The following is a 14,154-nucleotide window of genomic DNA, read 5'->3' as shown; positions in this document are numbered from 1 at the left end:
CAGTGGAACAGGCCGAGCAGCGGGACGGGAGATCCGGCACCGCCCTGGAACTCCTGGTGCACGGAGTGGGCGGCACCACGCCCGCGGAGATGCTGGACGACCCGCGGACCGTGCGGGTCACCGGCGACCACGTCGCGGCCGTCTTCCGGCGCGCGGAGGACGTCGACGCGGAGTCCCGGCCCGAGGACTACCGCGGTCGGCCGGTGCCCGAGGCCTACGTCTGGTGCAACCTCACCTCCGGCAACGGCACCCGCGCCCTGTGGCTGCTGCTCCTGCCGTTCATGGTGGTCAACCTCGCCCACTGGATGCGGCCCGCCGCGAACGGCCGGATCCGCACGGTACGGCTGTACGGGCTGCTGGTGCGGCTCGCGGGGCTCACCCTGACGGTGCTGCTGGTCGCCGCCGCCTGCGAGGTCGCGCTCGACCTCGTGGCCTGGCAGTGCGCCGGCACGCGCGTGTGCGCAGAGCGCCACTCCTGGGTGGGCTTCCTGTCGCCGGTGGTCTCCGACGGCGGCTGGTGGAGCGCGCCGGGCCGCAGGCTCGCCCTCGCGGCCGCGGTACCCGCCGCCCTCACCGGTCTGCTGTGGTACCTGTCGCTGCGCACCTGGCGGGCGTACGAGTCGCAGCAGCCGATGGACCGCGAGTCCGACCCCGAGGAGGGCCCCGGGCACACCGCCCTCGGCCGGCCGGGCTTCTGGTACGGCCGCCGCCTGGTGGCCCGGCTGCGCGCCGCGCACACCGCCGCCGGGCTGCTGACCATCGCGGTGGCGGTCGGCGCACCCGCGGCCCGCTTCGACCGCCGGCCGGGCGGTCCCGCGGCACTGGACACGCTGGGATGGCTCCTCCAGATCGCACTGGCCGCCGGTGCCGTCGCCGTGGTCGTGGTGGTCTGCCGCCGGGGCCGCAGCGAGAACCGCCTCGACCGGCGCCTCGACCGCCACCTCGTACGGCGTCTGCCGCTCGCCGCCCTCGTCCTGTTCGTCCTCGCCCTGCTCTACGGCGGCTGGGACCGCCCGGGATGGGCGTCGGCCGGCCGGCTCTCCGGTGACCTGGCCTTCGGCGGCATCGCCCTGACGCAGGGCCTGCTGGTCATCGCCCTCGCCGTGGTCGCGCACCTGCTCCACCGCAGCCTCCCCGACGCCCGCGCGGCGATCCGCGGCCTGGGCGGACCCGCCGTCGTCATGCTGGCCTGCGCCCTGGGCGGCTTCATGTCCGGCGGCGTCGCCCAGCGCGTCTCCGACTGGATGGACGGCACGGGCACCTTCCTGGACGGCCCGCCCGTCCTGCTGACCTGGCAGGCGTCCGTCATCCCGCCGCTCCTCGTCATCGTGCTGCTGCTGTGCGCCGCGCTGGCCCGGCACACCTGGAGCCTCGCCCGCGCGGAACGGGACGCCGTGGAGGGCGACCACGCGGGGGAGGCCGGGGACCCCGGACGCACCCGGCGCATCGCGCTGGCCCGCGCGACGGCCACCCTCACCGACCGGGCGCCGCTCCTCGTCGCCATCACCTCCGCCGCCACCCTGCTGCTGGGCGCCGGAGCGCTGGTGGGCGCCCTGACGACCGACCAGGTGCCCGGTGAGGCGGCGCGCGGCACGTACGCCGTCGTGCACGGTGCCGCGCAGACCGCGCAGGCACTGGGCTCCTGGCTGATCGGCCTCGGCTTCATACTGTTCGTGACGTGGGGCAGGCGCGCCTACAAGGACGCCTCCGCGCGGCGCACCATCGGCATCCTGTGGGACGTCGGCACCTTCTGGCCGCGCGCCGCCCACCCCTTCGCACCGCCCTGCTACGCCGAGCGCGCCGTACCCGACCTGACCTGGCGGATGGCGACCTGGACCCGCGCCACCGGCGGACGGCTGGTCATCTCCGGGCACTCGCAGGGCAGCGTCCTCGCCGCCGCCGCGTCCTGGCAGCTGGAGCCGGCCGCCCGCAGGCGGGTCGCCCTGCTCACCTACGGTTCACCGCTGGAGCGGCTGTACGGCCGCTGGTTCCCGGCCCACTTCGGACCGGAGGCGCTCGCCTCGCTGCACCGGGAGGTCGACTGCTGGCGCAATCTGTACCGTCACACCGACCCCATCGGCGGACCGGTGCGGCTGCCCGGCGACCCGGGCCCCGCGGTGGACCGCGCACCCCTCAAGGACCCGCTGACGTACGGCCGCACCGAACTCCATCCGCTGCCCGCGCCGGTCCTCGGCCACTCCGACTACCAGGCCGACCCGGTCTTCGCCGAGGAGCGCGGGCGGCTGCTGGCCCGGCTCCGACCGGAGGTGCCGGCGCCCCGCCACACCGGGGGCCCCGAGCCCGTTCCGGCGGCGGACGACGCCACCGGGGCCTGCTAGCGCTCCCTCGGCCGCCCGGGCGCCGGGTCCGTCACGGCAGTTCGGGCAGGTCGTCGGCGTACAACAGGGTGAGGTCGTCCGTGCTGGGATCGGCCAGCTGGGCCACCCGGCTCGCGTGCCGTTCCACCATGGCCTCGAAGGTCTGGCGGGCGGTGCGGCCGTTGCCGAAGGCGGGGCCCTTGGGGATCGCCGTGAAGTACTTCGTCAGCGCCTCGGCCGTGCCGGGGGCCAGCCGGTACTCGTGCTCGTCGGCCTGCTGCTCCACGATCCGCAGCAGCTCGTCGGGGCCGTAGTCGCCGAAGGTGATGGTCCGTGAGAAACGGGAGGCCACACCCGGGTTGACCGACAGGAAGCGCTCCATCTCGGCCGTGTAGCCCGCGACGATCACGACGACCGAGTCGCGCTGGTCCTCCATGAGCTTGACCAGCGTGTCGATGGCCTCCTTGCCGAAGTCCCGGCCCGCGTCCTCGGGGGAGAGCGCGTACGCCTCGTCGATGAACAGCACCCCGCCGTGCGCCCGCTGGAACGCCTCCTGGGTGCGGATCGCCGTGGAGCCGATGTGCTCGCCGACCAGGTCCACCCGGGAGACCTCGACCAGGTGCCCCTTGTCCAGCACACCGAGGGAGGCGAGGATCTCGCCGTACAGCCGGGCGACCGTCGTCTTGCCGGTGCCCGGGGAGCCGGTGAAGACCAGGTGCCGCTTGACCGACGCGGCCTTCAGGCCCGCCTGCTGCCGGCGCCGGCCCACCTCGATCATGTCGGTCAGGGCCCGCACCTCGCGCTTGACGCTGTCCAGGCCGACCAGGGCGTCCAGTTCGCCGAGCACCGCCTTCGAGGTCCGCGCGGGCTCCTGCGGGGCGACGGCCGCGATCAGGGGCTCCTGCTCGGTGGTGCGCTGCCCGGGGATCGAGCCCAGCAGCCCGGGGGACTGGTTCACCGTCTGCACGACCGGATCCGCCGGGGCGGTCGCCGCCGCGCCGCCGCTCTCGTCGCTGGTGCAGTCCTCGACGAGCGGACCGGAGTCGTACGCGCTGTCCGGGCCGCCCTCCGCGAACTCGTACCCGCCGCGCGCGCACCGCTCCGTGCGGCACTTCCTGAGCGTCGTACGGCAGCCGTCGATCACATGGAAGCCGTAGCCCGCGCTGCCGGTCACCCGGCAGTTCAGGAAGCTGCCGCGGCCGCCGGCCGACACGTAGACACCGGCCTCCGAGGGGGAGTCGACCGTGCAGCGCTCGATCGTGGGGTCGGCGCCCTTGGTGACTATGACGCCGGTGCGGTTGCCGTCCAGGGTGCAGTTGTTGAGGGTGCCGCCACTGCCGTGGTCGCGGAACCACGCGCCCGTGGCGGCGTCCCGGATGCGGCAGTCGTCGAGCTGGGCGGTGGCGCCGTCGCTCACCGAGACCGCCGTGTTGCGCACCTGGGACAGGTCGCTGTCGACGACGTCCGCGCGGGAGCCGCGGTCGAGGACGAACAGCGCGTCCGGTACGTCGTGCACCCGGCAGGAGTCGAGCACCGCGGTGGCGCCGTCGCTGACCCACACGGCCGGGTAGTCGCCCGTGCTGTCGAAGATCTCGCACTGGTTGGCGTCCACCCGCGTGCCCGGGTCCCACACCGACAGGCCGTTGCGGCCGAACTGCCGCACGGTGGTGCGGGTCAGGGTGAGGACGGAACGGGAACGAAGGTCGACCGCGTTCTCCGGGATGTCGTGGATGCGGCAGTCGGCGAGGGTGAGCACGGCGTCCGTGTCCAGGGTGACGCCGTCGCCGGTGGTGCGGTGCACGTCGCAGTCGGTCAGGTGCGCGGTGGCCCGGCCCGTGACCTGCACTCCGCTGCCCCGTACCTCGTACACCTCGCAGCCCACGGCCTCCAGCGCGGAGCCCTCGCCCGTCGCGGTCAGCCCGGAACCGGCGGCATGGTGCACGCGGCAGCGTTCCAGCCGGGGATGCGCGCCGGAGCGCACCGCGACGCCCGCCTGTCCGGCCGAGACGACCTCGCACTCCTCGAACACGCCGCCCCCGCCGTCCAGGACGGCGATGCCGACACCGGCCGGATTGTCGACGACACAGCGCCGCACCGTGGGCCGCGCGCCGCCGCGCACCTCTATCCCGGAGGCGGAACGCGCGACCACTCTCAGGCCCAGCAGCTCCGGCGTACCGTCCTCGACGAGCACCGCGGGCGCCGCCGCGTCCTGGCCCTCCACGTGCAGGTCCTGGATCACCGCCGAGGCGCGCACGGTCAGCGGGACGCCGTCGACGGGCGCGATGCGCACCGAACCCTGGCCGCCCTCGGGCCCGCGCAGGGTCACCGCCCGCTGGACGACGAGGTTCTCCCGGTAGGTCCCCGGGGCGACGGTGAGGACGTCACCCTCGGCCGCGGCCTCCAGGGCGGCGGCGAGCGTTGCGTACTCACCCGTGCGGCGCCGCCACCGCGAGGTGCCGGTGTGCGTCACCTGGACCGTGCCCTGTGCCATGGCGTTGCTGTGCCCCCACCTCGTCGTACGCGGGTTGTCGCCGATTCGCTTCGGCCGGTCCACCGTAGCGTGCGCGCAGGTGGTGAGTTGACCGGAGCCGGAAGCCCGTCAGCTGCCCGTGCCGGTCCTGCCCCAGTCCGGGCCCGCCCGCTCCCACTCCCGCTCCCAACGCGCGTACCGGCCGCGGACCATGCGCCAGACGGCCATGCGCCGGCCCGCCTCGACCAGGGCCGCCGCCGCCACCGCGGCGCCGATCCCGGCGAGCACGGCGTGCGTGGCCGCCGTCGCGCCGTCCAGCGGGCGGGCCACCGCGCTTCCCCGCTCGTCCGTCCACAGCCCGAAGCGGTCGCCGGGATCCGGGTCGTCGATGCGGACCGTGACGGAGCCTTCGTGCCGGGAGCCGTCCGGACCGGTCCAGTCGGCGAGGACGCGGCTGCGCAGGCTCTCACCGGCGCCCTCCGGATCGACGGCCAGGGTGGAGCGCTCCAGGGGACGCACCACGGTGGCCGTCACCCGGTGCCGGGACTCGTGCTGTTCGCGCACCGACCGCTGGAGGGTGTCCTGGGCGGCGCCGCCCGCGAGTACCCCGAGCAACGGCGCCACGGACAGGATCAGCAACAGACCCGCCAGTGCCACCCATGCCTCGGCCAGGTCGGTCGCGCGGCACAGCGGATTGCGCCGCCAGCGCCACAGCCCCCGGATCGCCCGCACGTCCGCCCCCCTTCCTGCTCCCCGCCACCCCCCGGCCGGCCCGTCCCGGCCCGTTTCTCATGAACGTCTCACAAAGCCCAACGCCCGGACCGGGGAGCGGGTTCCCGGCTCCGGGCCGGTGTCCTGATCCCGCCTCCGGGGCGTGGCACGTCAGTCGATGATCCGTACCGGGTCGCCGACCCGGACCGTGCCGCGGCGGGCCGGGACCAGGTTCTGCCCGAAGACCAGCTTGCCGTCGACGCGGCGGTGCCGTCCGAGGGTGTGCAGGGGCTCCGCGCCGCGTCCGGCGGTGGCCTGGTCGGTGGTGGTCACGACACAGCGCCCGCAGGCCTTGGCGACCCGCAGGACGACCTCGCCGACGGCGACGCGGGACCAGCCGTCCTCGGCCCACGGCTCGGTGCCGGAGACGACCAGGTTCGGCCGGAAGCGGTTCATGGGCAGGGGGCCGTCGGCGGCGTGCGGGCCGCCCGCGATCAGGGAGTTGAGGGCGTCCAGGGAGGCCGTTGTCGTGAGCAGCAGCGGAAAGCCGTCGGCGAAGGTGACGGTCTCGCCCGGCAGCGCGTACCGGGGGTCCACGGGCCGGCGGGTCGCGGGATCGTCCAGGTGCACCAGCCGGACCTCCGCCCCGAGGAAGGCGCTGCACCAGTCGTGCGCGGCCGCGTCGTCCGCGGGCAGGGCCTCGACCTTGTCACGGAAGAGCTGCGCCGGGACGGTGACCGCCCCGCGCGGCACCGGCACCGTCAGCGGCTCCCTGCCGGGTGCGGACAGCCGGACGCCGCCGCCGGGCAGAAGCTCGGCGGCGGCCAGGGCGAGGCGCGGCTGCTTGCGTTGCGTGACGACCTTTCCCCCGTCGTCGATCAGCATCCAGCGTCGGTCTCCGGCCGGCCCCCAGGGCTCCACGACGACCTCCCGGAGCGACAGGCTCCGGAACGCCTTGACCGGATGGACGTGGATCGACTGCAGTCGCGCGTTCCCCATGACGCCATCGTGCCAGGTGGCACGGGCGTTCCCGGGGACGGCTCAGTAGCCGCGGTACTGCTGCTGGTTGTACGGGTCCTGGTACGGCGCGGGGGCCGGCCGGGGAGTCGCGGGGCGCATCGCCTCGTAACCCGCGGGGCCGGGCGCCGCCGGGCGGGGCTGCTGCTGGTACTGGGGACCGGGGTACCCGCGCGGCGCGGTCGCCTGCTGGGGGATGTACGCGGCCGGGGCCTGCTGCAGGGGCGCGGGCTGCGGCGCCTGCTGCGGGTAGCCGTAGGAGGACTGGGAGGGACCCGCCGGGAGGGCGGGCAGGGCGGACGGGAGCGCGGGCAGATGACTGCTCGGCACGTCGTACGCCGCGGGGACCCGGATCGGGGCGATCTGCGGGGTGCCCCGTTCGGCCACGAGCGAGTCGTAGATCGGGGTGTCCGGGAAGGAGGCGGAGTAGTAGCCGCCGCCATAAGTGGAGCGGGGGGAGGTCATGGCCATAAGTTAAGCCCACGATGTGCTGGTTGGGGAGACCGATAAGAGGGTTGTTTTCCGTGTCCGCACTGACCCGGTGTCCCCAATGCGAGCGAACTTGGCAAAATAGGGCGTCAGGCCGTGTGCTTTTGAGGTAAAGGCCGTGTTCCCAGCGGGTTACCGGCGGTTGGCCGAACCTCTCGTCGCACTCCGCGCGTGGGACGGACGGCCGGGAGAATAGGTTGGGCGCCAAGAACGCGACGAAGCGCCGGGACGCGGCCCGGTGACACCTGATGGGGGCGGACATGACAATGACGAAAGGATCGAACACCCCGGTGCCGACGACGGCGCTGCGGGTCGAACTGGGCTGGCGATCGGGCCCCTCGGTCCCCGACGCGGACGCGTCCGCCCTGCTCCTCGTGGGCGGGAAGGTGCGTTCCGACGCGGACTTCGTCTTCTACAACCAGCCCGCGCACTCCTCCGGCGCGGTCCGGCACGAGGGCAAGCGGGACGCCGGAGGGCGGGTGACCGACAGCCTCCACGTAGACCTCGCGCGCGTGGAGCCCGCCATCGAGACCGTCATCCTCGCCGCCTCCTCGGACGGCGGCTCGTTCGGACGGGTCCCGGACCTCTACGTCGAGGTGCGCGACGCGGCGCGGAACACCGTGGTGGCCCGCTTCGACAACCCGGGCGCGACCGTGGAGACGGCCTTCGTGCTCGGCGAGTTCTACCGCCGCCAGGGCGCCTGGAAGTTCCGCGCCGTCGGCCAGGGCTACGACAGCGGGCTCGAAGGTCTGGCCACGGACTACGGCATCTCGGTGGACGAGCCCCAGCAGGCACCCGCGCCCACTCCACCGGCGCCCGCGGTCACGCCGCCCCCACCGCCCCCCGCGGCACCTCCCGCTCCTCCGGTCACCCCTCCCGCCGTCACCACCCAGCCCCCGGCCGCGCCGCCTTCCGCCGCGCCGGTCCGGCTGACCAAGGTCACGCTCACCAAGGCGGCGCCCTCGGTCTCGCTGACCAAGCAGGGCGGCACCTCGGGTGCGCTGCGCGTCAACCTCAACTGGCAGGTGCGCAAGCAGTTCTCCGGCTGGGCCCGCAAACTGGGCCGCCCGGTCGCCATGCACGACGACCTCGACCTCGACCTGTGCGCGCTGTACGAACTGAGCGACGGCAGCAAGGGCGTGGTCCAGGCACTCGGCAACGCCTTCGGAGCCCTCGACCGGCCGCCGTTCGTCCACCTCGACGGCGACGACCGCACCGGCGCCGTCTCCACCGGCGAGAACCTCACGGTCAGCCTCGACCACAGGCAGTACTTCCGGCGCATCCTCGTCTTCGTGACCATCTACCAGGGGGCCCGCTCCTTCGCCGACCTGCACGCCACGGTCACCCTCCAGCCGCAGTACGGCGCCCCGGTCGACTTCTCGCTCGACGAGTGCACCGTGCCCTCCACGGTGTGCGCCCTCGCGCTGATCACCAACACCGGCGGCGACCTCGTCGTACAGCGCGAGGCCCGGTACCTGGTGCCGGAACGCGGCGTGAGTCCGCAGCGCACCGTCGACCACGCCTACGGATGGGGCATGAACTGGACTCCCGGCCGCAAGTGAACGGACCCCGTCCGGCCCGTCAGCCCTCGTCGGGCACGACGTCCGGACGGGCGTAGGTGCGGCCCTTCCACGCCGCGCCCCGCCCCCGGTAGTGCTGCACCGCCGAGTCGACCGTCATCAGGAGATAGAGGAACGCGGTGAACGGCAACAGGGGAGCGAGCCACAGCGGCTGACGGTAGTGGCGCAGCATCGGCGCGTACGTCCCCGCCATCACCAGCCACGCGGCGCCCCCCAGGACAGCCGCCGCCGTCTCGCCCCGCGCCGCGCCGACGACCACCGCGAACGGCGGCACCAGGTACACGAGGGCCAGACCTGCCACCGTGCCGGTGAGCACCAGCGGGTGGTGCCGCAGCTGTGCGTACGCGCTGCGCGAGACCATGCGCCACAGGTCGCGCAGCCGCGGATAGGGGCGCACGCTGTCCACCCGCTCCGCCAGGCCCAGCCAGACGCGGCCGCCGGAGCCCTTGACCGCGCGGGCGAGGGCCACGTCGTCGATGACGGCGTGCCGGATGGCGTCCGGAATCCGCGCCCGTTCGGCCGCCCCGGTCCGCAGCAGCACACAGCCGCCGGCCGCCGCCGCGGTCCTCCCCTCGCGCCCGATCCACCGGAACGGATAGAGCTGCGCGAAGAAGTACACGAAGGCGGGCACCACGAGCCGCTCCCACGCGCTCGCCACGCGCAGCCGCGCCATCTGGGAGACGACGTCGAAACCGCCGGTGCCGGCCGCCGCCACCAGAGCGCGCAGACTGTCCGGCGCGTGCGCGATGTCGGCGTCGGTCAGCAGCAGGTACTCGGGCTCACGCCCGCGTGCCAGGGCGATGCCGTGCCGCACCGCCCACAGCTTGCCCGTCCAGCCCGCCGGCGGCTCCCCGGGCGAGGCCACGGTCAGCGGCAGCCCCTCGTGCCGCCGGGCCAGCTCGCACGCCAGCTCACCGGTGCCGTCGGTGCTCCCGTCGTCGATCAGGAAGACCTCGGCCCGCCCCGGATAGTCCTGGGCGAGCAGCGACGGCAGGCTCGCGGGCAGCACCGCCGCCTCGTCGCGGGCCGGGACGACGACGCACACCGAGGGCCAGACACCGGTTTCCTCCCGGGGCGGCAGTCCGACGTCCGTACGCCAGAAGAAGCCCCGCGCGAAAAGCAGCCACAGCCAGGCCGCGAGGGACAGTGCGGATACGACGGTCACCGGGGTCATCCACGCGTCGGCGCTCACGTGCGCAGTCTGCCCCACGCCACCGGCCCTCGACCGCGCATCGACTATGGTGGCCGGGTGAAGATCGCGCTCATGGACTCCGGAATCGGTCTGCTGGCGGCAACCGCCGCGGTACGGCGCCTGCGACCGGACGCCGATCTCATCCTCTCCCTCGATCCCGACGGCATGCCCTGGGGTCCCCGCACCCCCGAGGACCTCACCGCGCGGGCTCTCGCGGTGGCCGAGGCCGCCGCCGCGCACCGACCCGACGCGCTGATCGTCGGCTGCAACACCGCCACCGTGCACGCGCTGCCCACCCTGCGCGCCAAGCTGGAGCCCACGCTGCCCGTCGTCGGCACCGTACCGGCGATCAAGCCCGCCGCGGCCGGTGGCGGCCCCGTGGCGATCTGGGCGACCCCCGCCACCACCGGCAGCCCCTACCAGCGCGGCCTCATCGCGGACTTCGGCGGCGACGCGACCGTCACCGAGGTGCCGTGCCCCGGGCTGGCCGAAGCCGTCGAGCACGCGGACGAGGCGGCCATCACCGCGACCGTCGCCGCCGCGGCGGCCCTCACCCCCGACGACGTAACGACCGTCGTCCTGGGCTGCACCCATTACGAACTGGTCGCCGAGCGCATCCGTGCCGCCGTACAGCGCCCCGGCGCCCCGCGGCTCGTGCTGCACGGATCGGCGGGCGCGGTCGCCGCCCAGGCGCTGCGCCGGATCGGCGCCCACCCCGACCCCGGCGCCCCGGCCGAGGGCACCCTCACCGTGCTGCTCAGCGGACGCGAGGGCACACTGCCCGCGCCCGCGCTGGCCTACGCCGAGGGCAGGCTGCTGCGCGCGGTCACGCCGGCCCGCTGACGGCCCGACCGCTCGGACGGCCCAGTCACCCAGCGCGACGAGGTACCCGCGCAGCGAAACATGAGTAACCTCATATCCATGAGGCATCGCCACGGCGAGACCACCCCGCAGCCGGACATCTGGACCGGACGTGCCACCAACCGGGTCCAGTGGTTCCTGGCGCTCATCGGCGCGGCCTGCATGGCGCTCGGCATCGCCCTGGCCGTCGACTCCGCCTGGGAGTCCGGCGTCGTCCCGCTCACCATGGCGGTCGTCGGCTGCATCGCGGCGGGACTGCTGGTGCTCTTCGGCACGCTCGCCTTCGTACACGTCGCGCTGCGGGTCGACGAGGACTGCCTCGAAGTGCGCTGCGGCCACATCGGCCTGCCGCGCCGGCGCATCCCCCTGTCCCACGTCGTCGGGGCCGAGTTCGCCCCGCACGTCACCCCGCGCCACTGGGGCGGCTGGGGCTACCGCTGGCGGCCCGAGAAGGGCACCGCCGTGGTCGTGCGGCGCGGCGAGGGCCTCATCCTCAAGCTGGGCGACGGGCACACCTTCACGGTCACCGTCGACGACGCGGAAGCGGCCGTCCAGGTCATCACGGACCGGCTGCGTCCGAAGGCACCCGAGCAGCCCGCGCACTGAGCGCACCGTCATCGGCGAGCGGGCGGGACGTGGCCAGCCCCGCGAGAAGCCCCGCGCCCACCGACACCGCCGTGAAGCTCAGCGCGTTGCCGACGGCGGCGATCACGGCCAGCGCGGTGAGAGCCGCACCGGCGGTGAGGACGACCGGCGTGGGCCGCGGCGAGCGCCACAGCCGGTACAGCACCCATCCGAAGGCCGCGCCCAGCAGCACCACGCCCACGACGCCCTGTTCGGCGGCCTGCTGCCACAGCGCCGAGTGCGGCCTGCCGTCGGGCACCGGCGCCCCGGCGGCGGCCCGACTCAGCGCGCCGAAGCGCCCCGGGCCCGCGCCCCACACCACGTCCGCGCGCAGCAGCTCCAGCGCGTCGCGCCACAACTGCACGCGATGGGCGGTCAGCCGACCCTCCAGGGAGGCGGCGAGACCATCGGGCACGCACGGGCTCAGGACCAGCCACCCCAGGCCGGCCACCACCCCCGCGGCCGCACCCAGCCCGGCGATCCCCACTCCGCGGGGCATCCGGCCGGCGGCGAGGGAACACGCCAGCACCACCGCGCACGCGACGCAGCCCACGGCCGAACCGATCGCCGCCGCGGCCACGGCGATCCCCACGGCCAGCAGCCTCAGCGCCACCCGCACGACGGCCGCGCGGGTGGCCCATGCCCCGCAGCACGCGGCGCCCGCCGACAGCGCGAGCAGCGCGGCGGTCGCACCCGCGTGCCCGAGCGGCGCGGTGATCCGCGGTCCCGGCGCGAGATGCGGGACCGCCACCGTGAGGGCCACCCCGGCCAGCGCCGCGGCCGAGGGGGCGGCGACCGGGAGCAGCGCCCCGCAGATCCGCCCCGCGGCGTAGCCGGCGGCCACGGCCAGCACGGCGAGCAGCACGCCCTCCGGGCGCCCGTCGCGCGCCGCCGCCGTGATCAGCGACCAGGACGCGCACGCCCCGAGGATCACCACCCCCGCGGTGTCGGCACCGCCGCGTCTGCCGCCGCCGGCGTCAGCCGTCCTCGCGGCGTCCGCGGACGCCGTCCCCCTCGAACCCACCGTGTCCCCCGCCGCCGTCGCCCCCGACCTGACGGGCCCCGCCGCCCGCCCGGCGACCGAGGCTCCGGCACACCGTAACGGCCGGTCGGCGAATTGTGGACGGCTCGGCACCCGGTTGTGCCGAAACGACACCGCATCGGTCGCCGGCCGCCCGTCGCCCCCTGCGGGCCGTACGCCCGCCGCCGCCTACCGTGCTGTCGGCGGGTCGGTCACCCGCCGTACACTCCGGGGGGTGACAGCCACCGCAACCTCCGTCGGCGAGCCGGACCGGACGCAGCCGCAGCCCGCACCCGCCTCCCGGCTCACCGCACGGCTCCTGCGCCTCCTCCCGGCCGCCGCGGCCGCGCTCTCCGGAGTACTGCTCTACGTCAGCTTCCCGCCGCGCACCCTGTGGTGGCTGGCCCTGCCCGCCTTCGCCGTCCTCGGCGGGGTGCTGCGCGGCCGCGGCTGGAAGGCGGGCCTCGGCCTCGGCTACCTCTTCGGCCTCGGGTTCCTGCTGCCGCTGCTGGTGTGGACCGGTGTGGAGGTCGGCCCCGGTCCCTGGCTCGCCCTGGTGGCGATCGAGGCGCTCTTCGTCGCGCTGGTCGGCGCGGGTGTCGCGGCGGTGTCGAAGCTGCCGGGATGGCCCGTGTGGGCGGCGGCGCTGTGGATCGCGGGGGAGGCCGCACGCGCGCGTGTGCCCTTCGAGGGGTTCCCCTGGGGCAAGATCGCGTTCGGCCAGGCGGACGGCGTGTTCCTGCCCCTCGCCGCGCTCGGCGGTACGCCGGTGCTCGGATTCGCGGTCGTCCTGTGCGGCTTCGGCCTCGGCGAGGCGGTGCGTCTGGCAGTCCGGGCACGCCGGGACGGCGAGGTACGGCGTGGCGCGGCGGCGGTGGCCCTCGTCGCCGTGACCGTCCCTGTCGTGGCCGCCGTCGCCGCCCGCCCGCTGGTCAGCGACGAGGCGGAGGACGGCACCGCGACCGTGGCGGTGATCCAGGGCAACGTGCCGCGCGCGGGCCTCGACTTCAACTCGCAGCGGCGGGCCGTACTCGACTATCACGCGCGGGAGACGGAACGCCTCGCCGCCGAGGTGAGGGCGGGCCGGGTGGAACGCCCCGACTTCGTGCTCTGGCCGGAGAACTCCTCGGACATCGACCCCTTCGCCAACACCGACGCGCGCATGGTCATCGACCGGGCCGCCAAGGCGATCGGCGCGCCCGTCTCGGTCGGCGGCGTCGTCGAACGGGACGGCAAGCTCCTCAACGAGCAGATCCTCTGGGACCCCGACAAGGGACCCGTCGACACCTACGACAAGCGGCAGATCCAGCCCTTCGGCGAGTACCTGCCGCTGCGCTCGCTCATCGGGGCGATCAACGACGACTGGACCTCCATGGTCAGCCGGGACTTCAGCAGGGGCAGCGAGCCCGGCGTGTTCTCCATGGCGGGCACCGAGGTCGGTCTGGTCACCTGCTACGAAGCCGCCTTCGACTGGGCCGTGCGCTCCGAGGTCACCGACGGCGCCCAGATGATCTCCGTGCCCAGCAACAACGCGACCTTCGACCGCAGCGAGATGACCTACCAGCAGCTCGCCATGTCCCGCGTCCGGGCGGTCGAGCACAGCCGGACCGTCACGGTCCCGGTGACCAGCGGCGTCAGCGCGATCATCATGCCGGACGGCCGGATCACCCAGAGGACCGGCATGTTCGTCGCGGACTCCCTGGTCCAGGAGGTGCCCCTGCGCTCCTCCGAGACCCCGGCCACCCGGCTGGGCGTACTCCCCGAGATCGCACTCGTGCTGGTCGCGGCGGGCGCGCTGGGCTGGGCCGTCGGCGCCGGTGTGCGCGGGCGACGCGCCCGTGACGTGTAGCCGTACGCCCGTCGCACGCCCC

At 74.7% G+C, this 14,154-nt stretch carries 11 protein-coding genes; 5 read left to right on the top strand and 6 right to left on the bottom strand.

All coding sequences use genetic code 11. From position 1 onward, the window contains the following. The first annotated feature begins 89 nt into the window (after positions 1-89). Positions 90-2,339, top strand: a complete 2,250-nt coding sequence (locus tag ACGF3J_RS25290) for a hypothetical protein (protein WP_237552725.1) — start codon at positions 90-92, stop codon at positions 2,337-2,339. Between the two features lie 31 nt (positions 2,340-2,370). Here ACGF3J_RS25290 and ACGF3J_RS25285 read toward each other — a convergent pair whose 3' ends face one another. The 4 genes from ACGF3J_RS25285 to ACGF3J_RS25270 all read right to left on the bottom strand — a co-directional run bounded on the left by ACGF3J_RS25285 (position 2,371) and on the right by ACGF3J_RS25270 (position 6,981). Beyond that, the gene (locus ACGF3J_RS25285) at positions 2,371-4,809 is read right to left on the bottom strand and encodes a right-handed parallel beta-helix repeat-containing protein (protein ID WP_161331046.1); all 2,439 of its coding nucleotides are present in this window, start codon (positions 4,807-4,809) and stop codon (positions 2,371-2,373) included. A 108-nt stretch (positions 4,810-4,917) separates the two neighbouring features. After that, entirely contained in the window at positions 4,918-5,520 is a 603-nt protein-coding gene (locus ACGF3J_RS25280; protein WP_393854880.1) for a hypothetical protein, read from the bottom strand. Between the two features lie 150 nt (positions 5,521-5,670). Beyond that, positions 5,671-6,498, bottom strand: a complete 828-nt coding sequence (locus ACGF3J_RS25275; protein ID WP_161328454.1) for an MOSC domain-containing protein — start codon at positions 6,496-6,498, stop codon at positions 5,671-5,673. A gap of 42 nt (positions 6,499-6,540) precedes the next feature. Beyond that, a complete protein-coding gene (locus ACGF3J_RS25270) occupies positions 6,541-6,981 on the bottom strand; it encodes a DUF6643 family protein (protein WP_161328455.1) in 441 nt (146 codons plus the stop codon). A 290-nt stretch (positions 6,982-7,271) separates the two neighbouring features. Here ACGF3J_RS25270 and ACGF3J_RS25265 point away from each other — a divergent pair, with 290 nt between their 5' ends. Then, on the top strand, positions 7,272-8,567 hold the full coding sequence (locus ACGF3J_RS25265) for a TerD family protein (protein WP_161328456.1): 1,296 nt from the start codon (positions 7,272-7,274) through the stop codon (positions 8,565-8,567). 19 nt (positions 8,568-8,586) lie between these two features. Here the strand turns inward: ACGF3J_RS25265 and ACGF3J_RS25260 are convergent, their stop codons facing one another. Then, positions 8,587-9,759, bottom strand: a complete 1,173-nt coding sequence (locus ACGF3J_RS25260; RefSeq protein ID WP_393854967.1) for a glycosyltransferase — start codon at positions 9,757-9,759, stop codon at positions 8,587-8,589. 75 nt (positions 9,760-9,834) lie between these two features. On the opposite strand from ACGF3J_RS25260, the gene ACGF3J_RS25255 reads away from it, so the two are divergent. Both ACGF3J_RS25255 and ACGF3J_RS25250 read left to right on the top strand, forming a co-directional pair. Next, positions 9,835-10,620 carry an aspartate/glutamate racemase family protein gene (locus tag ACGF3J_RS25255; protein ID WP_161328457.1) on the top strand — a complete coding sequence of 262 codons (786 nt, stop codon included), beginning with the start codon at positions 9,835-9,837 and terminating at the stop codon, positions 10,618-10,620. Positions 10,621-10,698: 78 nt separating this feature from the next. Beyond that, positions 10,699-11,244: a hypothetical protein gene (locus ACGF3J_RS25250; protein ID WP_125495733.1), complete on the top strand. Its 546-nt coding sequence runs from the start codon at positions 10,699-10,701 to the stop codon at positions 11,242-11,244. Here ACGF3J_RS25250 and ACGF3J_RS25245 read toward each other — a convergent pair. Continuing rightward, entirely contained in the window at positions 11,198-12,199 is a 1,002-nt protein-coding gene (locus tag ACGF3J_RS25245) for an O-antigen ligase family protein (RefSeq protein ID WP_393854966.1), read from the bottom strand. The two genes, ACGF3J_RS25250 and ACGF3J_RS25245, sit on opposite strands and share 47 nt — an antisense overlap. 319 nt (positions 12,200-12,518) lie before the next feature. Here ACGF3J_RS25245 and lnt point away from each other — a divergent pair, with 319 nt between their 5' ends. Beyond that, entirely contained in the window at positions 12,519-14,132 is a 1,614-nt protein-coding gene (lnt, locus tag ACGF3J_RS25240; RefSeq protein WP_161327047.1) for an apolipoprotein N-acyltransferase, read from the top strand. Positions 14,133-14,154 lie beyond the last annotated feature (22 nt).

It is taken from the genome of Streptomyces sp. NPDC048171 (assembly GCF_043202655.1).
Classification (GTDB): domain Bacteria; phylum Actinomycetota; class Actinomycetes; order Streptomycetales; family Streptomycetaceae; genus Streptomyces.
The sequence above is the reverse complement of the archived record's forward strand: the minus strand, read 5'-3'. Positions and strand labels throughout refer to the sequence as shown.